This is a genomic window from Sphingopyxis granuli (assembly GCF_001559015.1).
Taxonomy (GTDB): domain Bacteria; phylum Pseudomonadota; class Alphaproteobacteria; order Sphingomonadales; family Sphingomonadaceae; genus Sphingopyxis; species Sphingopyxis granuli.
On sequence record NZ_CP012199.1, the window covers coordinates 2,111,156 to 2,133,998 of the forward strand.

At 67.5% G+C, this 22,843-nt stretch carries 18 protein-coding genes; 11 read left to right on the forward strand and 7 right to left on the reverse strand.

The features are described 5' to 3' along the window. Positions 1-25: 25 nt before the first annotated feature. Positions 26-2,185, forward strand: a complete 2,160-nt coding sequence (locus tag SGRAN_RS09775) for a ComEC/Rec2 family competence protein (RefSeq protein ID WP_067183084.1) — start codon at positions 26-28, stop codon at positions 2,183-2,185. Here the strand turns inward: SGRAN_RS09775 and lexA are convergent. From lexA to SGRAN_RS09810, 7 genes are all read right to left on the reverse strand, one after another. Next, on the reverse strand, positions 2,139-2,813 hold the full coding sequence (lexA, locus tag SGRAN_RS09780; protein WP_067106468.1) for a transcriptional repressor LexA: 675 nt from the start codon (positions 2,811-2,813) through the stop codon (positions 2,139-2,141). The two genes, SGRAN_RS09775 and lexA, sit on opposite strands and share 47 nt — an antisense overlap. Before the next feature lie 99 nt (positions 2,814-2,912). After that, on the reverse strand, positions 2,913-3,698 hold the full coding sequence (trpC, locus tag SGRAN_RS09785) for an indole-3-glycerol phosphate synthase TrpC (protein WP_067183087.1): 786 nt from the start codon (positions 3,696-3,698) through the stop codon (positions 2,913-2,915). A 31-nt stretch (positions 3,699-3,729) separates the two neighbouring features. Next, entirely contained in the window at positions 3,730-4,728 is a 999-nt protein-coding gene (trpD, locus tag SGRAN_RS09790) for an anthranilate phosphoribosyltransferase (protein ID WP_067183090.1), read from the reverse strand. Continuing rightward, positions 4,725-5,315, reverse strand: a complete 591-nt coding sequence (locus SGRAN_RS09795) for an anthranilate synthase component II (RefSeq protein WP_067183093.1) — start codon at positions 5,313-5,315, stop codon at positions 4,725-4,727. Before SGRAN_RS09795 ends, trpD begins: the two co-directional genes overlap by 4 nt. A 62-nt stretch (positions 5,316-5,377) precedes the next feature. Next, on the reverse strand, positions 5,378-6,442 hold the full coding sequence (locus SGRAN_RS09800) for an alpha/beta fold hydrolase (protein ID WP_067183096.1): 1,065 nt from the start codon (positions 6,440-6,442) through the stop codon (positions 5,378-5,380). Positions 6,443-6,499: 57 nt separating this feature from the next. Beyond that, positions 6,500-8,017, reverse strand: a complete 1,518-nt coding sequence (gene trpE, locus SGRAN_RS09805) for an anthranilate synthase component I (RefSeq protein WP_067183099.1) — start codon at positions 8,015-8,017, stop codon at positions 6,500-6,502. 4 nt (positions 8,018-8,021) lie between these two features. After that, the gene (locus SGRAN_RS09810) at positions 8,022-9,965 is read right to left on the reverse strand and encodes a peptidylprolyl isomerase (RefSeq protein WP_067183101.1); all 1,944 of its coding nucleotides are present in this window, start codon (positions 9,963-9,965) and stop codon (positions 8,022-8,024) included. A gap of 201 nt (positions 9,966-10,166) precedes the next feature. Between SGRAN_RS09810 and tpiA the strand changes: the two genes are divergently transcribed. From tpiA to SGRAN_RS09860, 10 genes are all read left to right on the forward strand, one after another. Continuing rightward, on the forward strand, positions 10,167-10,919 hold the full coding sequence (gene tpiA / locus SGRAN_RS09815) for a triose-phosphate isomerase (protein WP_067183104.1): 753 nt from the start codon (positions 10,167-10,169) through the stop codon (positions 10,917-10,919). Between the two features lie 119 nt (positions 10,920-11,038). Then, the gene (gene secG, locus SGRAN_RS09820) at positions 11,039-11,476 is read left to right on the forward strand and encodes a preprotein translocase subunit SecG (protein WP_067187014.1); all 438 of its coding nucleotides are present in this window, start codon (positions 11,039-11,041) and stop codon (positions 11,474-11,476) included. Positions 11,477-11,577: 101 nt separating this feature from the next. Continuing rightward, positions 11,578-13,212: a CTP synthase gene (locus SGRAN_RS09825; protein WP_067183107.1), complete on the forward strand. Its 1,635-nt coding sequence runs from the start codon at positions 11,578-11,580 to the stop codon at positions 13,210-13,212. 39 nt (positions 13,213-13,251) lie between these two features. Then, the gene (locus SGRAN_RS09830) at positions 13,252-13,938 is read left to right on the forward strand and encodes a Crp/Fnr family transcriptional regulator (protein ID WP_067183111.1); all 687 of its coding nucleotides are present in this window, start codon (positions 13,252-13,254) and stop codon (positions 13,936-13,938) included. Positions 13,939-14,382: 444 nt separating this feature from the next. Continuing rightward, positions 14,383-15,633, forward strand: coding sequence for a lipoprotein-releasing ABC transporter permease subunit (locus tag SGRAN_RS09835; protein ID WP_067106453.1), 1,251 nt, complete (start codon positions 14,383-14,385; stop codon positions 15,631-15,633). Further along, complete coding sequence (locus SGRAN_RS09840) at positions 15,626-16,303, forward strand: ABC transporter ATP-binding protein (protein ID WP_067183113.1); 678 nt, start codon at positions 15,626-15,628, stop codon at positions 16,301-16,303. Before SGRAN_RS09835 ends, SGRAN_RS09840 begins: the two co-directional genes overlap by 8 nt. Positions 16,304-16,456: 153 nt before the next feature. After that, positions 16,457-16,936, forward strand: coding sequence for a glutathione peroxidase (locus SGRAN_RS09845; protein WP_067183116.1), 480 nt, complete (start codon positions 16,457-16,459; stop codon positions 16,934-16,936). Beyond that, positions 16,933-17,391 (forward strand): GNAT family N-acetyltransferase, encoded by a 459-nt coding sequence (locus SGRAN_RS09850; RefSeq protein WP_067183118.1) that lies wholly within the window; start codon positions 16,933-16,935, stop codon positions 17,389-17,391. Before SGRAN_RS09845 ends, SGRAN_RS09850 begins: the two co-directional genes overlap by 4 nt. A 94-nt stretch (positions 17,392-17,485) precedes the next feature. Further along, entirely contained in the window at positions 17,486-20,974 is a 3,489-nt protein-coding gene (gene dnaE, locus SGRAN_RS09855; RefSeq protein ID WP_067183121.1) for a DNA polymerase III subunit alpha, read from the forward strand. A 195-nt stretch (positions 20,975-21,169) separates the two neighbouring features. Beyond that, positions 21,170-22,774: a long-chain fatty acid--CoA ligase gene (locus tag SGRAN_RS09860; RefSeq protein ID WP_067187015.1), complete on the forward strand. Its 1,605-nt coding sequence runs from the start codon at positions 21,170-21,172 to the stop codon at positions 22,772-22,774. The last annotated feature ends 69 nt before the right edge of the window (positions 22,775-22,843 follow it).

Below are 22,843 nucleotides of genomic sequence, written 5' to 3' on the forward strand. Positions count from 1 at the left end.
GGACGATGTCGGGGCAGCCCCTAGCATGGCGACAAGGAGGCTTCAAACGCCCATTGGGGAAAGCGCGGCCGCCGCGTTGCGGCGCGCCTTCGCGTGGCTGGAGGACCGGCTCGACCGCGAGCGCGAGCGGTTGGGGCTGTGGCTGCCGGTCGCGCTATCGGCGGGGATCGGCCTGTGGTTCGCGGCGCCGGCGCGGGCGCACTGGATCGGGGCGCTGTTCCTTCTTGGCGGCGGCGTCTGCGGCGGCTTGCTGATCGGCTGGCAGCGGCGGACCGGGCGCAGTCTTGCGATCGCCTGCGGTGCGATGGCTGTGGGACTGCTGCTGATCTGGGCGCGTGCCGAGTGGGTCGCGGCGCCGGTGCTCGCCTATCCGGCGACGACCGAATTTTCGGCGGTGGTCGAAAGCGTCGAGCCGCTGCCGGCGCGCGGCACGGTGCGGATGATCGTGCGGCCGCACGGGCGCGCCGACCTGCCGCCGCGCATCCGATTGACGCTGAGCGGCGAGCGCGCGGCGGGAATCGCACCCGGCGAGTCGATCGGCCTGCGCGCGCGGCTGATGCCGCCGCCGGCGGCCAACCTGCCCGGCGGCTACGACTTTGCCCAGCGCGCCTGGTTCGACGGCATCGGTGCGGTCGGGACGGTGCTGGGAGAGGTCGCGCGCGCGCGCGGAGCGGACGAGCGACGCCAGCCGCTGCGCGCGCGGCTCAGCGCACATATCCACACCGCGGTGCCGGGATCGCCCGGCGGTGTCGCCGCGGCGCTCGTCACCGGCGACCGCGGCGCGATCGCCGAGGCGGATAACGAGGCAATGCGCCGCAGCGGGCTCGCGCACCTGCTTTCGATCAGCGGCCTGCATGTGACCGCGGTGATCGGTTTCGTGATGCTGCTCGCGATGCGGCTGCTCGGGCTGAGCCGGCGCCTTGCGCTGGCGGGCCATGTGTTGCCGCTGGCGGCCGCCGCGGCGGCGCTGGCCGGGGCGGGCTATACCTGGCTGGCCGGAGCGGAAGTGCCTACACTGCGGTCGCTGATCGCGGCGCTGCTCGTGCTCGCCGCCTTCCTGATGGGGCGCGAGGCAATCACGCTGCGCCTCGTCGCGGCGGGTGCGCTGCTCGTGCTGCTGTGGCGCCCCGAAGCACTCGCCGGACCCAGCTTCCAGCTCAGCTTCGCGGCGGTGACGGCGATCATCGCATTGCACGAAAGCCGCTGGATGCGCGCGTTCCTGGCGCAGCGCGACGAAGGCACGGCGCTTCGTCTGCTGCGCGCCGCGGCGGGGTTGCTGCTGACGGGGCTGGTCGTCGAGGTCGCGCTGGCGCCGATCGCACTGTTCCATTTCCACAAGGCGGGGCTTTATGGCGCGCTCGCCAATATCGTCGCGATCCCGCTGACGACCTTCGTCATCATGCCGATGGAGGCGCTGGCGCTGCTGTTCGACGGCGTCGGGCTCGGCGCGCCCTTCTGGTGGGTCGCCGAACAGGCGCTGCGGCTGCTGATCGCGCTCGCCCACCGGGTCGCTTCGGCGCCGGGAGCCGTCGCGACGCTGCCCAGCTTTCCGCCGGGCGGCTTCGCACTCGCGCTATTCGGCGGCCTGTGGCTGCTGCTGTGGCAGACGCGCTGGCGGCTCGCCGGGGTGGTGCCGCTGCTGGCGGGGGCCGCCATCCTGCTCGCGCAGCCGCGCCCCGACCTGTTGATCTCCGGCGACGGACGCCACATCGCCGCGGCGGTTCCCGGCGGCGGCTATGCGCTGCTACGCGCGCGGGCGGGGGATTATATCCGCGATTCTATGGCCGAGGCGGCAGGGATCGACGCCCCGTTCGCCGCGCTCGCCGATCTCGACCATGTCGAATGCAACGACGATTTCTGCCGCTGGCAGCAGGGGCAGGGTGCGATAAGGCGCATCATCCTCGCCGCGCGCGGCCGCGACCGCATCGATGGACGCACCATGGCCGCCGCCTGCGCCGCGGCCGACGTGGTGATCAGCGACCGCTGGCTGCCACGCGAATGCATCGGGCGCTGGCTGACGATCGACCGCAACAGTCTGGAAGCGAGCGGCGGTCTTGCGCTCTATCTGGGCGAGCGGCCGCATGTCGCCACCGCGCTGCGCGCCGGCGACGCGCATCCATGGCGACGACCGCAACAGGTCAGTGGTAACGACGAAGCAATCCCGACAGGCGGCCCTGCACGATGACGCGCTCGGCCTCGTAGCGCTGCGGTTCATAGGCGCTGTTCGCGGGATCGAGCCGGATCATCGGCCCTTCGCGGCGGAAATATTTGAGCGTCGCATCCTGTCCGTCGACGAGTGCGACGACGATGTCGCCCTCGCGCGCGGTGTTCGCCTTCTGGATCAGCGCATAGTCGCCGTCGAGAATCCCCGCTTCGACCATCGAATCGCCCGACACTTCGAGCGCATAATGCTCGCCCGCACCGAGCAGCGCGGCGGGAACCGAAAGCTGGTTGTGATCCTCGAACGCCTCGATCGGCACGCCGGCGGCGATGCGGCCGTGCAGCGGAACCTCGATGATGTCGTTGGCGGCGATCGGCTTCAACGCCGGCGCCGGCTTGCGCAGCGGCACGACGGTGTCGCGCGCCGGTGCCTTCGCCGCCTCGGGCAGCTTGAGCACTTCCAGCGCGCGGGCGCGATTGGGCAGGCGGCGCAGGAAGCCTCGCTCCTCGAGCGCGCTGATCAGCCGGTGGATGCCCGATTTCGACTTGAGTCCGAGCGCATCCTTCATCTCCTCGAACGAGGGCGAAATTCCGCTCGCGTCGAGGCGCTGCTGGATGAAGTGGAGCAGTTCGTGCTGCTTCGCGGTCAACATCTCTCGGTCTCCATGCTGTCAATGGACATATAGAGAACGATAGTGGAACAGAGCGGAACTTGTCAAGCGATGACAGAACGGCCTGAGCCTAGGACGTCCTCAGCCCTCCAGTAACGTTCGGGTCGCCGCAGTCACGTCCGCCTGCCGCATCAGGCTTTCGCCGACCAGAAAGGCGTGGACGCCGCTCCAGGCGAGGCGCTGGCAGTCGGCATGGGCGGCGATGCCGCTTTCGCCGACGAGCAACGTGCCCGGCGGAACGCGCTGCGCGAGCCGTTCGGTGACGGCAAGGTCGGTCTCGAAGGTACGAAGATCACGGTTGTTGACGCCGATCAGGCGCGATCGGAGGTGGGTGAGCGCGCGGTCGAGTTCGGCCTCGTCATGTACCTCGACCAGCACGTCCATGCCGCGTTCGAGGGCGGCCGCCTCGATCTCGCGCATCGGCCCGTCGTCGAGGGCGGCGACGATGATCAGGATCGCGTCGGCGCCGATCGAGCGCGCTTCGGCGACCTGCCATGGGTCGATCATGAAATCCTTGCGCAGCACCGGCAGGGCGCAGGCGGTGCGCGCGGCGATCAGAAATTCCTCATGCCCCTGGAACCACGGTGCGTCGGTGAGCACCGACAGGCACGCCGCGCCGCCGGCTTCATAGGCGCGCGCGTGATCCGCCGGATTGAAATCCTCGCGGATCAGGCCCTTGGAAGGCGAAGCTTTCTTGATTTCGGCGATCAGGCCGAAGCCGCCCGCGGCGATCTTCTTTTCCAGCGCCGCCGCGAAACCGCGCACCGCGCCCGCGTCGATCGCATCGAGCTGCGTCACCGACCGGCTCTTGCGGCGTTCGGCGACCTCTTCGGCCTTGGTGGCGAGGATTTCGGTCAATTTGTTCATATGGAATGCTTTTCCGGGCACTGGGCGTCGTTCATCGGTAAGCGATCCAGCAATCGAGCAGCGCGTTGGCAAGACCCTTGTCGATCGCCTCGGCGGCTTCCTCGACCCCGTCGACGAGACGGTCGACCGCGCCCGCGACGACAAGCGCCTCGGCGGCGTTGTAGAGCACCGCGTCGCGATAGGGGCCGTGCTCGCCCTGCAGCAGGTCGCGCAAGGCCCTGGCATTATAGCTGGCGTCGCCACCGCGGATCGCGGCGATCGGATGCGAGGGCAGGCCGGCGTCGGCCGCGGTGCTACGCTGCATCTGCACGCCGTCGGGCGTCACCACCGCCACCTCGTTGCCGCCCGCGAGCGACAGCTCGTCGAGGCCCTCGTCGCCCGAAATGACGCGCGAATGGTCGGTGCCGAGACGGTGCAGCGCTTCGGCATAGACCGGAACATAGGCGGGGCGCGCGATGCCGATGAGCTGGCGCGTCACGCGCGCCGGATTGGCGAGCGGCCCCATCAGGTTGAAGATGGTGCGGCGCGCCAGCGCCTGGCGGATCGGCTGGATGCGCTTCATCGCCGGATGATGGTTGGCGGCGAAGAGAAAGCAGATGCCGAGGTCGGCAAGCTGCGCCTCCGCCATCCGCCCGGCGCGCTCCATGTCGAGGCCGAGCGCCTCGAGCGTGTCGGCCGCGCCGGATTTCGAGGAAGCGGCGCGATTCCCGTGCTTTGCGACGGGAACCTCGCACGCCGCGACGACGATCGACACCGCGGTCGAGACATTGAGCGTGTGGTGGCCGTCGCCGCCGGTGCCACAGACGTCGATCGCGCCCGCGGGCGCCCGGATCGGGATCAGCCGCTCGCGCATCGCCTGCGCCGCGGCGGCGATCTCGATCATCGTCTCGCCGCGATCCGAAAGCGCGGAGAGGAAATCCGCGACGTCCTCATCGCGGCCGCCGCCGTCGAGCATCGTCGCGAAGGCATGCGCCGCCTCGTCGGGCTCGAGGAAGCGGGCGGGGTCGGGAAAGGGGCCGAAGCGGCTCATGCCGCCTGCCGCTCGGCGACCGGCAGTCCCGCCAGCCGCATGAAATTGGCGAGCATCGCGTGGCCGTGCTCGGTGGCGATGCTCTCGGGGTGGAACTGCACGCCGTGGATCGGCAGATCGACATGGCGAAAGCCCATCACCGCGCCGTCGTCGCTCGTCGCATTGATCGCGAGCGCGGCGGGAATGTCGACCACCTCGAGGCTGTGATAGCGCGTCGCGGTGAGCGGCGAGGGCAGGCTGGCGAACAGCCCGGTGCCGTCGTGGCATACCGGCGAGGTCTTGCCGTGCATCAGGTGGCCGCGCTGCACCGTGCCGCCGAAATGCTGGCCGATCGCCTGATGACCGAGGCACACGCCGAGCAGCGGTCGCGCCGCATCGGCGCAGGCGGCGACGAGATCGAGGCTGATCCCGGCTTCGTTCGGGGTACAGGGGCCGGGGGAGATGAGGATCGCCTCGGCGCCGCTCGCCAGCGCCTCGGCTGCGGTGAGCGCATCGTTGCGTTCGACGCGCACCTCTGCCCCCAGTTCGATCAGATAATGAACAAGGTTGAAGGTGAAGCTGTCGTAATTGTCGATGACCAGGATCATGGCGGCGGGCCGTATCGCTTTTGAGAGGCGAGGGGAAGGGATAGAAGATTTCCGGCGGTCGATCACTCCGCCATCAGTTTCACGAGGTCGCCCTTCCAGAATTTCGCCCAGCTATGCGTGCTGTGGCCCTTCGTTTCGGGGCTGGCCGGGATCAGGACGAATGTCGCGCCGGGCATGCGGGCCGCCGCCTTTTCGGTGATCCCGTAGCCGGGCTGGTTGATGAAATCGTCGGCGGAGTTGATCCACAGCATAGGCACGGTGATCTTTTCGAGGTTCGGCCAGGGATTGTAATTGCGCGACGAATCAAGCTGATAGATCGTGTCATTTGCATCGCCGCGAGCGAAGGTGCGCGCGAACGCCTGATCCTTGTAAGCCTCCGCCGCGGCACGCGTCGGATATTGCGCCTGCAAGGCATAGGGATTGGAGCCCGCAATCAGCATGAGCGAGGCCACGGTGCGCAGACCCGCGAGCGGCGGATCGGTGTAGTTGCCGTCCTTCCACAACGGATCGGCCTTGATCGCGTCGATCGACAGCGCGCGCCACATCCGGTTCACGCCGGCAATCTCGACAGGCAGGCACGCGAAGGGTGCCAGCCTTTCGGCGAAACCCGGATGCGTCTCGCCCCAGACGAAGGCGTGCATGCAGCCCATCGAGGTGCCGAGGATCAGCTTTAGCTTCGTCACGCCGAGCTTTTCGGTGAGCATGCGGTGCTGCGCGGCGACCATGTCGTCATAATCGTAGCGGGGAAATTTCATCCGCAGGCCGTCGCTGGGCTTCGACGAGCCGCCATGGCCGATATTGTCGGGCAGGATGATATAATATCTGCTCGTATCGAGCGGCTGGCCGGGGCCGAAAAGCTCGTCGGCGAACTGGGGCTGAAAGAACTGCTTCCCGGTCCCGCCGGTGCCGTGGAGGATCATCACGGCGTTGGTGACACGGCCCCGTTCGTCGCGCTGCGGCTTGCCGAGCGTCGTATAGTGAAGCCGAAGCTCGGGCAGCTTTTCGCCCGTGCCGAAGGTGAAATCCTTAAGGATCGCATCGCCTTCGACGGCACCTTCAACCGTCTGGGCGTGGGTCGGGGCGATGCCGCCGATCAGCAGGGCGAGCGGAGCGAGATATTTCAGCATGGCGGCGACGCTAGCGCGTTTGCGTGCCGGATTTAAGCCCTCTTCGAGAGGGGGCGATCATTGCCCGTAACCCGGCGTTCCCGCGATCCGCACCGCCTCGCGCGCCGCGGCGAACAGCGCGCCCGCCTTGGCCTCGCACTCGCGCTGTTCGTAGGCGGGGTCGCTGTCGGCGACGATGCCCGCGCCCGCCTGCGCATGCATGACGCCGTCCTTGACGATCGCGGTGCGCAGCACGATGCAACTGTCCATATTGCCGTCGGGCGCGAAATAGCCGACGCCGCCCGCATAGGGCCCGCGCGCCTGGGTTTCGAGTTCGGCGATGATCTGGCAGGCGCGGACCTTGGGCGCGCCGCTGACGGTGCCCGCCGGAAAGCCCGCGAACAGCGCGTCGATCGCGTCCTTGCCGGGCGCGAGGCGGCCGATGACGTTCGACACGATGTGCATGACGTGGCTGTAATATTCGACCGTATAGCTGTCGGTGACGGTCACGCTGCCCCCGGTCGCGGCGCGGCCGACGTCGTTGCGGCCGAGGTCGAGCAGCATCAGATGCTCGGCGCGCTCCTTGGGATCGGCGAGCAGCGATTCGCGATTCTCGGCATCCTCGGCGCTGGTGCGGCCGCGCGGGCGGGTGCCGGCGATCGGCCGGATCGTGATCTCGCCATCGCGCACGCGGACGAGAATCTCGGGCGACGAGCCGATCAGTGCGAAACCCGGCAGGTCGAGGAAATAGAGGAAGGGGGAAGGGTTCACCCGCCGCAGCGCGCGATAGAGGTCGAAGGGCGGCAGGTCGAACGGCGCCGAAAAGCTTTGCGACAGCACGACCTGAAAGATGTCGCCGGCGCCGATATACGCCTTTGCGGCGCGCACCGTGCGCGCATAATCGTCTGGCGCGATCGCGGGGGTGGCGACGATCGTGGCCGGGTCGATGCGGGTTTCGGCGCGCGCGCCGTGCGCGCTGGCACTGGCGAGGCGCGCGGCGATCGTCTCGATCCGCTCCTGCGCCTCGTCGATCATCCGGTCGATGGCGCCGTCCGCATCGGGCCAGATCGGCGCGATCAGGAACAGTTCGTCGGCGAGCCGGTCGAAGACGAGGATCGTCGTCGGGCGCACGAAGATCATGTCGGGCAGGCCGAGCCCTGGTCCGGCGGCGCGCGGAATCCGCTCGACGAGGCCGATCGTCTCATAGGCGAAGAAGCCGACGAGCGTCGCCAGCGCCTTGGGCAGTCTCTCCGGCACCGCGAAGCGGCATTCGGCGACGAGGTCGCGCAGTGCCTGGAGCGCCCCACCCGCGACGGGGCGAAAGGCGGTGCGGTCATGGCGCCATTCGCGGTTGATCCGCGCGGCGTCGCCCGTCACCTCGAACATCAGGTCGGGATCGAGGCCGATCAGGCTGTAGCGGCCGCGCGTCTCGCCGCTTTCGACCGATTCGAGAACCCAGTCGCCGCGGCCCGGCTCGATCAGCTTGAGCGCCGCCGAAACCGGCGTTTCGACGTCGGCGATCTGGCGCTGCCAGACCACCGCGCCGCGTCCCTGCGCCAGCGCTTCGAGCGCTGCGGATCGGCCTTCGAGCGTCATGGCGCTATTCGACGGCGGCTGCCGTGCCGTTCAACTCCTGACGAAGCTGTTCGAGCAGGTCCTTGTCGATCTTCACCCGGACGCGGCGTTTGGCCTCGGCGGCAAGCTGCTCGACCAGTTCGCTGCCGAATGCGGGGCCGAGCGGCTGAGCGATGGCGGCGACGCGCGCGGGGTCGATCTGCTTGGGATCGGGACGGTCGACATGGCCGAGCGAAATCACCATCCAGCCGCGGTTGCCGGGAATTTCGAGCGTCTTCACGCTGCCCTGCGCCATCGAAAAGAGCAGCGCGAGTTCGGGCGGGACGCCCTGGCCGTCGCGGCCCAGTTCGGCGCGGCGGCCGCCGATCGTCTGGACGCTGCCGATATTGGGGCCGGCGGCGCGTACCGCTTCGGCCAGGCTCTTGCCGCCCTCGACCGCCTTGGCGATCGCGCGTGCCTTGTCGCGCGCGACCTTCTGCCCCTCGGCAAAGCGCCAGTCGGTCAGCAGGTCGCCGCGAATCTGCGCAAAGGGCGGCGGTGCGGCGGCAACGACCGACTTGACGGCGAACACCGCGAACTTTTCGTTCTCGACGAGCGTCGCGATCTGGCCCTCGCCCTCGTTCCCCTGAAAGGCCTGCGCGACCATCGGCGCCAGTTCGGGCGGCAGAGTGAAATCGGACGGTCCGGCCGGACGCCCGCTCGGCAGCAGCGGCGGGGTCTCGACGAGCTTGAGCTTGCGGTCGCTGGCGACCTCCTCGATCGCGGCGCCGCCGTTCACGGCGTCCTGGATGGCGTTGTAATAATCGACGATCGCCTCGTTCGCCTTGTTCTTTTCGAGTTCGGTGCGAATCTCCGGCGTCGCTTCGGCCAGCGTGCGTGTCGGCTGGGCGATGATGTCCTCGACACGCGTGACGGCCCAGCCGAGGCCGGTCTGCGTCGGGCCGAGCAGGTCGCCGCGCTTGGCAGCGAAGGCGGCCTTGGCCATCGCGTCGCTCGTCATGGCGGTATAGGCCGAACGGGTGAGTGTGCCGGTGGTCGAAGCCGAAAGCCCGGCGGCCTGCGCCGCGGCCTGGATGGTGGCGCCGCCGCGCACCTTCGTGGCGATGCCGTTCGCCGTTGCCTGGTCGGGCGCGATCACCTGCGCGAAGCGGCGGGTCTCGCTCGCGGAGAAGCGCGCCGCATTCGCCTTGTAATAGGCGGCGACCTCGTCGGCCGCGACCTCCGGAACCGGCGCGGAAGAGCGATCGAACAGCGCATATTGCAGCACACGGCGTTCGGGCACCGTGAACCTGGTCTTGTTCTGCGTCAGATATTTGCGCAGCGCGTCGTCGCCCGGATCGGTCTTTGGCGCAAAGGCGCTCGACGGGATGAAGGTCGCGTCGCCGCGGCGCGCCTCTAGCAACAGCGCCGCATAGGGCTGCGCCATGCCCGGCGCGAGGCGGGCGACGGTGCCGATCGGCGCGGCGAGCTGTTCGACGAAGAGCTGCTGGCGCAGGTCGCGGCGAAGCTGCGCCTCGCTGATGCCGTTTTCGCGCAGGAAAGCCTGAAAACGCGTCTGGTCGAACTTGCCCGACACGCCCGCGAAGACGGGCAGGTCGGCGATGCGTCCGTCGACCAGCCGCTTGCTGGTGCCGAACCCCAGCTTGACCGCGAACTGTTCGAAGGCAGCGCCCTCGATCAGCTGGTTCAGCACCTGGTCGAGTCCGCCCGATTCGACGAAGGACGCCATCGTCATCCCCGGCTGATCCTGCCGCGCCTGATTATAGGCGAGGCGGACGCGGTCGCGCAGCTCGCCGACGCCGATTTCCGTGTTGCCGACCTGCGCGACGTTGGCGCCGCCGATGCCGCCGAAGGTGCCGCTGCCGGTCACGTCGCTGAGCGCGAAGGCGAGACCGACGACGACGACGAAGGCGAGCGCGAGAAACTTGCCGACGGCGGAGCTGAAGAGGTTGCGGATGGCGGTGATCATGAAGCGGGCATTCTTTCGGCGAAGCGCGGCGTCGCGCGGCTTGGCGCTGCTTTAGGCGGGAGGCGGGGCGGCATCAAGGCGGGAAAGGCCTTTTCGTCCGCCGGCTTCGCCGCCAACGCCCTTCGCATGCGCACGGCTTCCTTTCCCCGGCGCGCGCCGCTAGGGCAGGCGCATTAACGGGCTCAACAAGGGAAAGAGGCAATGGCGCGGCGCAAATATGTGGTCGGCAACTGGAAGATGAACGGGCTGAAGGCGGCGCTGGACGAGGCGCGGGCGATCTTTGCCGGCGCGGCGGAGCATGCCGCGGTCGACGTCGCGCTGTGTCCGCCCTTCACCCTGATCGGCGCGATGGCGGACGCGGCGCCGGGGGCGGCGGTCGGCGGGCAGGACTGCCATGCCGCCGCAGCGGGCGCCTATACGGGGTCGGTCGCGGCGCCGATGCTGGCCGATGCCGGTGCGCGGCTCGTCATCGTCGGGCACAGCGAGCGGCGCGAGGGGTTCGGCGAAAGCGATGCCGATGTGAAGGCGAAGGCCGAAGCGGCGCTCGCCGCCGGCCTGTCGGTGATCCTGTGCGTCGGCGAACCGCGCGACGTGCGCGAATCGGGGGGCGCCATCGCCTATGTGCTGGCGCAGGTCGCGGGCTCGCTGCCCGCCGCCTTCGATCCCGCGCGCCTTGCCATCGCCTATGAACCGATCTGGGCGATCGGCACCGGGCTGGTGCCGACCGTCGTCGATGTCGCGGCGATGCACGGCGCGATTCGCGCCAGGCTGGGCGAACTGTCCGGTCCGGCGGCGGCGGAGGCGATGCGTCTTCTCTATGGCGGGTCGGTGAACGGCGACAACGCCGCCGAACTGCTGGACGCGGGCGACGTCGACGGCGCGCTGGTCGGCGGGGCTAGCCTGACCGCCGCCAAGTTCCTGCCGATCGTCGCGGCGGCGGCGCAGTTGGGGTGATCGCGATCGCCGCTGCGGCCCGCGGCGGCGACGTATGGCTTGAAGCGGCGCGGCTTCATCTCTATGTGCGCCGCGGGCGCGGTCCGTTTGGGGCCGGCGCGAGCTTTCGGGAATCGTCGATGTCGAGCCTCTTTACCTTCCTGCTGGTCGTTCAGGCCGTGATCGCGGCCGCGATGATCGGCGTCATCCTGATGCAGAAGTCGGAAGGTGGCGGATTGGGCGTCGGCGGTAGCCCGGCGGGCCTGCTCTCGGCGCGCGGCGCGGCGGATTTCCTGACCCGGGTGACGACGATCCTCGCGACGTTGTTCGTAGGCCTGTCGATCCTGCTCGCGGCGATGGCCTCGGTCGGCCGCGACGGCTCGACGATCGATACCTCGCTGTCGAAGACCGCGCAGCCGTCGAGCGGCGCAGCGGCGCCGTCGATGACCGGTCCGGCACCCGAAGCCCCCGCCCAGGCGGCTCCGGCCGCGCCGGCGAGTGACGATCCGCTGGCGGCGGCCGCTGCCGCGGCAAGCCAGGACGCCGCCCCGGCGCAGACGCCGCCCGCCAAGAAATAAGCGGCTTCGGCCCTGTCCACCCGCGCCGCGGAAAATATTTCCGCGGCGACCGATTCGGCGGCTTGCGCCGTCCCCCTCCTGTTGAGTAAGTCTTTCCTCCCATGGCGCGGTTCATTTTCATCACCGGCGGCGTGGTCTCCTCCCTTGGCAAAGGTTTGATGGCGGCTAGTCTCGCGGCTTTGTTGCAGGCGCGGGGCTATCGCGTCCGCATTCGCAAGTTCGATCCCTATCTGAACGTCGATCCGGGCACGATGTCGCCCTATCAACACGGCGAGGTCTATGTGACCGATGACGGGGCGGAGACCGACCTTGACCTCGGCCATTACGAGCGCTTCACCGGCGTCGCGGCGCGGCAGAGCGACAATGTCACCTCCGGCCGCATCTATCAGGACATCATCGCCAAGGAACGGCGCGGCGACTATCTGGGCGCCACGGTGCAGGTGATCCCGCACGTCACCGACGCGATCAAGGCCTTTGCCCGCGCCGAGACCGACGACCTCGATTTCGTGCTGTGCGAGATCGGCGGCACCGTCGGCGACATCGAATCGCTGCCCTTCATCGAAGCGATCCGCCAGCTTCGCAACGACGTCGGGCGCGAGAATACAGTTTCGGTCCACGTCACGCTGGTCCCCTATATCGCCGCGGCGGGCGAACTGAAGACCAAGCCGACGCAGCACAGCGTGCGCGAACTCGCCTCGCTGGGGGTGCAGCCCGACATCCTGCTGTGCCGCTGCGAAAAGCCGCTGCCCGACAGCGAGCGCGCCAAGATCGCGCAATTCTGCAACGTGCGGAAGGAAGCGGTGATCCCGGCGCTCGACGCCGACTCCATCTATTCGGTGCCGGTGCAATATCATGGCGAGGGGCTCGACAGCGAGGTGCTGCGCGCCTTCGGCATCGCCGATGCGCCCGACCCCGACCTGACCCGCTGGTACGACATCATGGATCGCAAGCGGAACCCCGAGGGCGAGGTGACGATCGGCGTCGTCGGCAAATATGTCTCGCTGCCCGACGCCTACAAGTCGCTCAACGAGGCGCTGACCCACGGCGGCCTCGCCAACCGGGTCAAGGTCAATATCCGCTGGCTCGACGCCGAGATGTTCGAGGACGGTGAGGCCGATCTTGCCGCCAAGCTGGAGCCGATGCACGGCATTCTCGTTCCCGGCGGCTTCGGCGAGCGTGGGTCGGAAGGCAAGATCGCGAGCGTGCGTTTCGCGCGCGAACGCGGCGTGCCCTTCTTCGGCATCTGTCTCGGTATGCAGATGGCGTGCATCGAGGGGGCGCGGAACACCAGCGGCATCGCCAAGGCGTCGAGCACCGAGTTCGGCCCGACCGACGAACCCGTCGTCGGGCTGATCACCGAATGGATGAGCGCCGAGGGGCTTCAGAAGCGCGGTGCCGACACCGACATGGGCGGCACGATGCGCCTCGGCGCCTATGAGGCGAAGCTGTCGCCGAACAGCCATGTTGCGAGCCTCTATGGCGCCGACACGATCAGCGAACGGCACCGCCATCGTTACGAGGTGAACGGCGCTTATCGCGAGCCGCTCGAAAAGGGCGGGCTGGTCTTTTCAGGGCTGTCGCCCGATGGCATGCTGCCCGAGATCGTCGAGCGGCCGGACCATCCGTGGTTCATCGGGGTGCAGTTCCACCCGGAGCTCAAGTCGAAGCCCTTCGATCCGCATCCGCTGTTCAAGGGCTTCATCGAAGCGGCGGTGAAGCAGAGCCGACTGGTCTGACGCGCCGGAGTGGAGGCAACAGGAAGGAAGTACAGGGGCATGGATCACGCAAAACTTGCCGAACTCCAAGGCCCCGACTCCATCTTTTCCGGCCTGACGCTTCAGGATTGGGCCGACATCGCCGGCCGCGCGGTCCATATGCACTTCGCCAGGGGCAAGGAATTGCTGGCGCAGGGCGAGGCGGGCGACAGCCTGCTGATCCTGACCGAGGGCAGCGCGCGCGTATTGATGCTGACCCCGAACGGGCGCGAGATCGTGTTGGCCTATGCCGAACCGGGCGCGGTGCTGGGCGAGATCGCGCTGCTCGATGGCGGCGAACGGACCGCGTCGGTGACGGCGACGAGCGCAGGCAGCGCACTCCAGCTCGGGCGCAACGCGATGCGTGATTTCGTGACCAGCCACCCCGATTTCGCCTGGTCGCTGATGCACCAGCTGGCGCGGCGGCTGCGCACTGCCGACCAGACGATCGAAAGCGACCGCGCCTATGCCTCGGGACCGCGGCTCGCGCGCTACCTGAAGCGCCTGATCCGCAAGGACGCGGGCGACGCCGCGCAGCGCCTCGAGCTGTCGCAGACCGAACTCGGCAATTTCGCAGGGATGAGCCGCGAACATATCAACCGCCAGCTGAGAAGCTGGGAGGAATCGGGGATCATTTCGCTTGAGCAGGGCCGCGTGCGCGTGCTCGACCCCGACATGCTGGAGGATATCAGCGAGAGCGAAGGGTAGGAGCGGCGTGCGGGGTAGCGGAACCTATCTCCCCTCCCGCAAGCGGGAGGGGAGGTGCCCGCTTGCCCCTGCTTCCATTCGTGTCCGGGCTTCGCTTGTCAGCGACCCGAATCACAACGCCCGGGCCTCTATCGAGACCCGGGCGCCAGTGACGAACGTCGCCATCCCCCTTGTGCGCAGACCGGCGAAGGATCTGCACTCCCTGGAGCCGGGCCTTTGGCCGCGTTGAACCAGAAGTCATGGGGCTAGGGCGACGATGGCGCTTTGTCACCCTCTGCCACGCCCGGATCGCCGCTTTTGCCCGCGGCTGTGGCGGATGGGCAACAGATTATGCGAATGATTCGCAAATGAACGGCGGTCGCCGCCCATTGCCAGCGGGCGGAGGCGCCCGTAAAGCAGCGGCATGCATGACCTTCCCCTGCGCTCCAGAAGGCCGGTTTTCCGATGATCCTGCGTCCTTACGAGCGTGCCATCTTCAAGCGCTACATGCTCCCTCAACGCGGCGAAGGCTTCATCTTCGTCGCCGCGGCGTTCAGTTTCGTCGCGGTGACGCTGGGCGTCGCGGCGCTCGTCATCGTGATGAGCGTGATGAACGGCGTGCGCGCCGACCTTTTCGACAAGATCGTCGGGCTCAACGGCCATGCGGTGGTGCAGGGATTCGGCGGGCGGCTCGACGACTGGCAGGGCGTGCTCAAGCAGGCGAAGGCCACCCCCGGCGTCGTTTCCGCGACGCCGCTGATCGAGCAACCCTTGCTCACCACCTTCGGCGGCCGCGTCGAAGGCGTGCTGGTGCGCGGGATGACCGTCCCCGACATCCGCCGCAACGAGACGCTGGGCGGCAAGGTGCTGCAAGGCAGCCTGGATACGCTGACGCCGGGGGCGGGCAATGTCGCGATCGGCAGCGAGCTGGCGAAGAATCTCGGCGCCACCGTGGGGTCGAACATCACGATCATTAACCCGGCCGGCCGCTCGACACCCTTCGGCACCGTCCCGCGCGAAATCGGCTATCGCGTCTCCGCCATCTTCGAGATCGGCGTCTATGATTTCGACAAGGCCTATGTCGTGATGCCGATGGAGGATGCGCAGTTGCTGCTCCTCACCGGCGACCAGGTCGGGATGATCGAGGTCAAGGTGACAGATCCCGACAAGGTCGGCCCGATCCTTCAGCCGCTCGCCGAGAAGGTGGCGGCGAAGGCAGTCATTTCCGACTGGCGGTCGATGAACAGCGCGCTGTTCGAGGCGCTGTCGGTCGAGCGCGTCGCGATGTTCGTCATCCTGTCGCTGATCGTGCTGGTCGCGGCGTTCAACATCGTCTCCTCGCTGATCATGCTGGTCCGCGCCAAGACGCGCGACATGGCGATATTGCGCACGATGGGAGCGCCGCGCGACGCGGTGCTGCGCATCTTCATGGCGATCGGCCTGTCGATCGGCATCGCCGGGACCCTGTTCGGCATGGCGCTGGGGTTCAGCCTGCTCTATTTCCGCCAGGGCGTCCTGCGCGGCGCCGAGTTCGTCACCGGCCAGCCGCTGTGGGACCCGTCGATCCGCTTCCTTGCCGAGCTGCCGTCGAAGCCCGATCCGTTCGAAATTGCCGGCATCGCGGTGATGGCGATCCTGTTCAGCTTCCTCGCGACGCTCTATCCGGCGTTCAAGGCAGCGAACACCGACCCCGTGCAGGTGCTGCGCTATGAATGATCTGGCGCTGGAACTGATCGGCCTGCGGCGCAGCTTCACGCAAGGCGAGGTGACGATCGACGTGCTGCGCGGGGTCGACGCCAGCCTGCGCCGCGGCGAGATCGTCGCGCTGCTCGGCCCTTCGGGATCGGGCAAGTCGACGATGTTGCAGGCCGTGGGCCTGCTCGAAGGCGGCTTCGAAGGGACGATCCGCATCGACGGCGAGGACGTCACGCGCTTCGATCAGGGGCAGCGGACGAAGACGCGGCGCGAGAAGATCGGCTTCGTCTATCAATTCCACCACCTGCTGCCCGATTTCACTGCACTCGAGAATGTCGCGCTGCCGCAGCTGATCCGCGGCGCCGACCAGGCCGGAGCGGAGGAGCGCGCCGCCGACCTGCTCGGCCGGCTCGGGCTCGCCGAGCGACTGCATCACAAGCCGAGCAAGCTGTCGGGCGGCGAGCAGCAGCGCGTCGCCGTGGCGCGCGCGCTGGCGAACCGGCCGCTGCTGGTGCTTGCCGACGAGCCGACGGGCAATCTGGACGAGGCGACCGCCGACCGGGTGTTCGAGCAGTTTGTGGGGCTGGTGCGCGACCATGGCTCCGCAGCGCTGGTCGCGACGCACAACGAGCGGCTGGCGGCGAAGATGGACCGCGTGCTGCGCTTGCACGAAGGGCATATCGAGGCGTAGGCAGACACCTCCCCTCCCGCTTGCGGGAGGGGTAGCGAGACTTGGCAGCTTGCTGCCTAGTCGTAGCGGGGTGGGCCGCGACCTAGCGTAAGGCCGCCGGCCCCCACTCCAACCCTTCCCCTGAAGGGGAGGGGCTTAAGAGGGAGAAGGCGAATGACGCTCTACGACCTTTCGGCGCCGCTGCCGGGCGGCGGGACGCAGTCGATGGCCGATTATCGCGGCAAGGTGCTGCTGATCGTCAACACCGCGTCGAAATGCGGCTTTACCCCGCAATATAAGGAGTTGGAGGCGCTTTACCGCGATTACAAGGATCGCGGGTTCGAGGTGCTGGCCTTTCCCTGCAACCAGTTCGGCGCGCAGGAGCCGGGCGACGCCGACGAAATCGCCAATTTCTGTTCGCTCACCTACGACGTGAGCTTTCCGGTGATGGCGAAGATCGACGTCAACGGGTCGGGCGCCGACCCGATCTTCAAGCATCTGAAGGACGAGAAGACCGGCCTGCTCGGTAGCGGGATCAAGTGGAATTTCACCAAGTTCCTGGTGGATCGCGAGGGCAATGTGGTGTCGCGCCATGCCCCGACCACGCGGCCGGAATTGCTGCGCGAGGAAATCGAGGCGTTGCTGGGAGCGTGACCGGCGGCACGGTGATTCGTCGGGCCCGGCCCGACCAGGTCGAGGAAATTCGCGGCCTGACGTTGCGGGCCTATGCGAAATGGATCGGCGTCACGCCCGTCAAGCCGCGTCCCATGACCGCCGATTATGACGCCGCGATGCGCGACCATCGCTTCGACTGCCTCTATCGCGACGGCACGCTCGCGGGGCTTGTCGAAACGGTGCCGCAGGCGGACGAATTGCTGATCGTCAATGTGGCGATCGAGCCGGGCCATCAGGGTCACGGCCTCGGTACCCGCCTGATGCGCCATGCGGAAACCCTGGCGGCCGAGGCAGGCCTGTGCGCCACGCGGCTCTACACCAACAAGCTGATGGCGGAGAATATCGCCCTTTACGAGCGGCTGGGCTACCGATTCGAGAAGGAAACACGGCATGGTCAGATCGTCGCGGTCCACATGGTGCGCCCGCTGCCGTAGCGGGGCCGCGCTTCTTCGGTCGGTGATGATCCATTCGACGATTTTGTGAAACCGGCCATGGTCGAATCGCCTCGGGCGCATTAGCGTCGCTCGCATGGCCTACAGCCCCTTCGTCCCTCTGCGCGTCTTTTCCAGTTTTACCATGCTGGAGGGGGCGATCGACCCGAAAGCCATTGCGAAGGCCGCGCGCGAGCGCGGGTTCCCGGCGATCGCGATCGCCGACCGCAACGGGCTTTACGGGGTCATGGCGTTCGGCGACGCGTGCAAGGCGGCGGGGGTGCAACCGATCGTCGGCACCTTCCTGTCGGTAGCGCGGCCGGGGCAGCGCCTGCCCAACGGTGCGCCGCTGATCGACTGGCTCGCGCTCTATGCGCAGGACGATATCGGCTACGACAATCTCTGCGCGCTCGTTTCGGCGGCGCATCTCGACCGGCCGATCGAGCAGGATCCGCACGTTGCGCTGTCGGCGCTCGCGGGAAAGACCGACGGGCTGATCTGCCTGACCGGCGGCGGCGAAGGCGCGCTCGCACGCCTGCTCGCCGATGAACAGGCGAGCGCGGCGGACGCCTATGTCGAACAGCTCGAAGCGTTGTTCGGCGGGCGGCTCTATATCGAGCTGTCGCGCCGCGGGGAGGCAGCCGAGATCGCGGCCGAGAATGCGCTGATCGACATGGCCTATGCGCGCGCGCTGCCGCTCGTCGCGACCAACCCCGCCAATTTCGTCGAGCCGCAATTCCACGCGGCACACGACGCGATGCTGTGCATCGCGCAATCGGCCTATGTTGAAAGCGAAGACCGCCGGGTGTCGAGCCCCGAGGCGTGGCTGAAGCCTGCCGAAGCGATGGAAGACGCCTTCTCCGATCTGCCCGAGGCGATCCGCAACACGCTCGTCGTCGCGCAGCGCTGCGCCTTCATGGCGCCGAAACGCAAGCCGATCCTGCCCAGCCTCGCCGGCGACCGCGAGGGCGAGGCAGCGCAACTGGCGCGCGATGCGCATGCCGGGCTCGAGGCGCGACTGGCGCTCTATCCCGACCTCAGCGAGGAAGAACGCAATGCCTATGTCGCGCGGCTCGATTTCGAGGTCGGCGTCATCACCCAGATGGGATTCCCCGGCTACTTCCTGATCGTCGCCGACTTCATCAAATGGGCGAAGGCGCACGATATCCCGGTCGGGCCGGGTCGCGGTTCGGGGGCGGGCAGCCTCGTCGCCTGGTCGCTGACCATCACCGACCTCGACCCGCTCAAGCTCGGGCTGCTGTTCGAACGCTTTCTCAATCCCGAGCGCGTGTCGATGCCCGACTTCGACATCGACTTCTGCGAAACGCGGCGTGGCGAGGTGATCCGCTATGTGCAGGAGAAATACGGCCGCGACACCGTCGCGCAGATTATCACCTTCGGAAAGCTGAAGGCGCGCGCGGTGCTCAAGGACACCGGTCGCGTCCTCCAGATGAGCTATGGCCAGGTCGACCGGCTGGCGAAGCTGGTCCCCAACCATCCGACCGATCCCTGGACGCTCGAACGCGCGCTGAACGGCGTATCCGAGCTGATGACCGAATATAAGCAGGACGATGGTGTCCGCCGCCTGTTCGACATGGCGCGTCAATTGGAGGGCCTGCCGCGTCACAGCTCGACCCATGCCGCGGGCGTGGTGATCGGCGACCGGCCGCTCGACCAACTCGTCCCGCTCTATCGCGACCCGCGCTCGGACATGCCGGTGACGCAGTTCGACATGAAATATGTCGAGACCGCGGGGCTGGTGAAGTTCGACTTCCTCGGCCTCAAGACGCTGTCGGTGCTGAAGGAGGCGCGGCGGCTGCTCGCGCTGCGCGGGGTCGACGTCGATCTCGATCAGCTCGCGTGGGACGATCCGGGCGTCTACGAACTGCTCCAGCGCGGCGACACGGTCGGGGTGTTCCAGCTCGAATCCGAAGGGATGCGGCGCACGCTGTCGGCGGTGAAGCCGACCAATTTCGGTGACATCATCGCGCTCGTCGCGCTCTATCGGCCGGGACCGATGGACAATATTCCGCTGTTCGGCGCGCGCAAGAACGGGCGCGAGGCGATCGCCTATCCGCACCCGCTGCTCGAGGGCATCCTCGCCGAAACCTATGGCATCTTCGTCTATCAGGAACAGGTGATGCAGGCGGCGCAGATATTGGCCGGCTACAGCCTCGGCGGCGCTGACCTGTTGCGCCGCGCGATGGGCAAGAAGATCAAGGCCGAGATGGACGCGCAGCGCGAAACCTTCGTCAAGGGTTGCGGCGAGCATAACGGCATCGATGCCAAGACCGCGAATGAGCTGTTCGACTTGATCGACAAGTTCGCCGGTTATGGTTTCAACAAGAGCCACGCCGCGGCCTATGCGTTGCTGTCCTATCAGACGGCCTGGCTGAAGGCGCATCACCCGCACGAATTCTTTGCCGCCTCGATGTCGTTCGACAGCCACCAGACCGACAAATTGTCGGTGTTCATCGACGACATGCGCCGGCTCGACATTGCGATCGCGCCGCCGTCGATCAACGAGAGCGAGGCGGATTTTTCGGTGGGCCGCACGGGGGACGGGCTCGCGGTGCGCTATGCGCTCGGCGCACTCAAGGGCGTCGGCGAAAAGGCGATGGAGGCGCTGGTCGCCGAACGCCGCGCCAGGGGCGATTTCGCCAGCCTCGACGATTTCGCGGGGCGTATCGATCCCAAGCAACTCAACCGGCGCCAGATCGAGGCGCTGGCGGGGGCGGGCGCGTTCGACTGCGTCGAGCCCGACCGCCCGCGCGCCTATGCCGGGGCCGAAGCGCTGCTCGGCTGCGCGAACAGCTCGGCGCATGAGCGATCGACGGGGCAGGGCGGACTGTTCGGCGGCGATGTCGATCTTGCGCCCGTGCTGCAGCTTCCCGCGGCCGAGCCATGGACGCTCGGGGAACGCATGACGCGCGAGAAGGAGGCGTTCGGCTTCTATTTCTCGGCCCATCCGGTCGAGCAATATGAGGCGATCCTCGCCGCGCGCGGCGTGCGTACCTATGGCGACATCTGCGACAATGTCGAAATGACGCCGGGCACGCGAATCCCGATGACGATGGCGGCGATGGTCGAAAACGCGCGCGCGCGCGTGTCGCAGCGCGGCAACCGCTTCCTCAACCTGACACTCTCCGACCGCAGCGGCCAGTTCCAGTCGAGTTGCTTCGACGAGGGCGCGGGCAAGGTGCTGGAAGCGCTCGCAGCGGAAGGAGGCTGCGCGCTGCTGTCGGTCGAACTCGACCTGCTGGAGGGCGAAGAAACGCCGCGCGTGACGGTGCGCGGGGCGCAGTCGCTCACCGACATCGCGGCGACAGCCGCCTTGCAGCTGACCTGTCGCGTCGAACTGGCCGAGGCGGTGGCCGAGATGGCGGCGCTGCTCGAACGCCGCGACGATGCACGCGGCCGGGTCGTCGTCGATACCCGCGATCCGTTGACCGAACATGATGTTCGCGTCGAACTCGGCCGTGGGTTCGCGCTGGGCCCCGACGTCGTCTCGCGGCTCGAAATGATCGCGGGCGTGAGCGATGCGGCGCTGTCGCTCGTCGCGCCGCGCGAGTTCCGGGTGCGCTAGGACTGCATGGCGCCGCTACGCCGAAAGCAAGCAGCAGGCTGACGGTTTTGTAATAAAATTGCGACTAACGCCCCGATTGCGCCTTTTGCAGTAGCTGATTCCCATCGAGCGCGCGCCCTGTCGGTGCGTGAGGCCTTGCATCAAGTGCGCGTCACGCCCTATCGCTGGGACAAATAATCTGGAGGGATGCCGAAGATGGGAATGCAGGGCCAGCCGTTACTCGTCACGAGCCTGATCGACCACGCCGCGCGCGAACATGCGACGCGGGAGATCGTTACGCGCTGGGCCGATGGCAGCATGACGCGATCGACATGGGGAGAAGTGGGACGCGACGCACGCCGCTTTGCCGCCGCGCTGACCCGGCTCGGCATGAAAAAAGGCGACCGCATCGCGACACTGGCGATGAACCATGGTCATCATCTGGTAAGCTGGTACGGCACCGCGGGGATGGGCGGGGTGCTCCACACGGTCAATCCGCGGCTTTTCGACGAGCAGCTCGTCTATATCGTCAACCACGCCGAGGATCGCGTGCTGTTCTTCGACGCGGCCTTCCTGCCGATCGTCGAGCGGCTGCGGCCGCAGTTCCGGACGGTCGAGCAGTTCGTGCTGTTCGACGCGCCGGCGCGGGACGGCTATCTGTCCTATCGCGATCTGGTGGAGGCCGAGGACACTGATTTCGAATGGGTCGCCCTCGACGAGCGCGATCCGGTCGGGCTTTGTTACACCAGCGGGACGACGGGCAATCCCAAGGGCGTGCTCTATGAGCACCGCTCGAACGTCATCCACGCGATCACCGAAATTCAGCCCGACGCTTTCAACCTGTCGAACCGCAGCGTTATCCTGCCGATCGTGCCGATGTTCCACGCAAATAGCTGGGGCGTGCCCTTCGCCGCCGCGACGGTGGGGGCGAAAATGGTCTTTTCGGCGACCAACGATGCGCAGGTGCTGTGCGACCTGATGCACGCCGAGGGAGTCACGCACAGCGCGGGTGTTCCGACCGTGTGGCTCGCGATGTTCGCGCACATGGACGCGACCGGCATCGGTTACGGGGCGCTTCAGCATGTCACGATCGGCGGCTCGGCGGCGCCGCGTGCGATGATCGAACGCTTCATGAAGGCGGGCGTCTATGTCGGGCATGCCTGGGGCATGACCGAAACCAGCCCGATCGGGACGATGGGCCGGCGCCCGTGGAACTGGGACAGCATGAGTTTCGACGAACAGGTCGACGTCATCTGCCGTCAGGGCTGCCCGCCGTTCGGCGTCGAACTGCGCATCGTCGACGACGAAGGTCATGTCCTGCCGCGCGACGGCAAGACGAGCGGCCGATTGCAGTGTCGTGGACCGTGGATCATCCAGCGCTATTTCAAGGCGGAAGAGGATGCCGCCGATGCGGACGGCTGGTTCGATACCGGCGACGTGTCGGTGCTGCACCCCGACGGGGTCATGCAGATCACCGACCGTGCGAAGGACGTCATCAAGTCGGGCGGCGAGTGGATCAGTTCGATCGAGCTCGAAAACGCGGCGGTGGGCGCGCCGGGCGTGCAGGAAGCTGCGGCGGTCGGCGTCTTCCATCCCAAGTGGGACGAGCGGCCGATCCTGCTGATCGTGAAGAAGCCCGGCGCGGAGGTGAGCGAGGCGAGCATCATCGACCATCTGCAGGACAAGGTCGCCAAATGGTGGCTGCCCGACGAGATCGTCTTCGTCGACGAACTGCCGCACACCGCGACGGGCAAGCTGTTGAAGCGCCAGCTCCGCGACGATTACAAGGATTACAAGCTGAAGTCGCTGGCGGAAGCGTAGGTCGGGCCAGACTGGAACAGGATGATATCGGAAAGGATTCGTCATTGCGAGCGGCGAAGCCGCGCGGCA

What these genes read in the sequence shown, in the direction of transcription:
- SGRAN_RS09775 (WP_067183084.1), top strand. Translation starts at nt 26, where the DNA reads ATGGCGACAAGGAGGCTTCAAACGCCCATTGGGGAAAGCGCGGCCGCC.
- dnaE (WP_067183121.1), top strand. Translation starts at nt 17,486, where the DNA reads ATGGCCTACAGCCCCTTCGTCCCTCTGCGCGTCTTTTCCAGTTTTACC.
- SGRAN_RS09825 (WP_067183107.1), top strand. Translation starts at nt 11,578, where the DNA reads ATGGCGCGGTTCATTTTCATCACCGGCGGCGTGGTCTCCTCCCTTGGC.
- SGRAN_RS09810 (WP_067183101.1), bottom strand. Translation starts at nt 9,965, where the DNA reads ATGATCACCGCCATCCGCAACCTCTTCAGCTCCGCCGTCGGCAAGTTT.
- SGRAN_RS09845 (WP_067183116.1), top strand. Translation starts at nt 16,457, where the DNA reads ATGACGCTCTACGACCTTTCGGCGCCGCTGCCGGGCGGCGGGACGCAG.
- SGRAN_RS09835 (WP_067106453.1), top strand. Translation starts at nt 14,383, where the DNA reads ATGATCCTGCGTCCTTACGAGCGTGCCATCTTCAAGCGCTACATGCTC.
- trpC (WP_067183087.1), bottom strand. Translation starts at nt 3,698, where the DNA reads ATGAACAAATTGACCGAAATCCTCGCCACCAAGGCCGAAGAGGTCGCC.
- lexA (WP_067106468.1), bottom strand. Translation starts at nt 2,813, where the DNA reads ATGTTGACCGCGAAGCAGCACGAACTGCTCCACTTCATCCAGCAGCGC.
- SGRAN_RS09830 (WP_067183111.1), top strand. Translation starts at nt 13,252, where the DNA reads ATGGATCACGCAAAACTTGCCGAACTCCAAGGCCCCGACTCCATCTTT.
- SGRAN_RS09840 (WP_067183113.1), top strand. Translation starts at nt 15,626, where the DNA reads ATGAATGATCTGGCGCTGGAACTGATCGGCCTGCGGCGCAGCTTCACG.
- tpiA (WP_067183104.1), top strand. Translation starts at nt 10,167, where the DNA reads ATGGCGCGGCGCAAATATGTGGTCGGCAACTGGAAGATGAACGGGCTG.
- SGRAN_RS09800 (WP_067183096.1), bottom strand. Translation starts at nt 6,442, where the DNA reads ATGCTGAAATATCTCGCTCCGCTCGCCCTGCTGATCGGCGGCATCGCC.
- SGRAN_RS09860 (WP_067187015.1), top strand. Translation starts at nt 21,170, where the DNA reads ATGGGAATGCAGGGCCAGCCGTTACTCGTCACGAGCCTGATCGACCAC.
- SGRAN_RS09795 (WP_067183093.1), bottom strand. Translation starts at nt 5,315, where the DNA reads ATGATCCTGGTCATCGACAATTACGACAGCTTCACCTTCAACCTTGTT.
- trpE (WP_067183099.1), bottom strand. Translation starts at nt 8,017, where the DNA reads ATGACGCTCGAAGGCCGATCCGCAGCGCTCGAAGCGCTGGCGCAGGGA.
- trpD (WP_067183090.1), bottom strand. Translation starts at nt 4,728, where the DNA reads ATGAGCCGCTTCGGCCCCTTTCCCGACCCCGCCCGCTTCCTCGAGCCC.
- secG (WP_067187014.1), top strand. Translation starts at nt 11,039, where the DNA reads ATGTCGAGCCTCTTTACCTTCCTGCTGGTCGTTCAGGCCGTGATCGCG.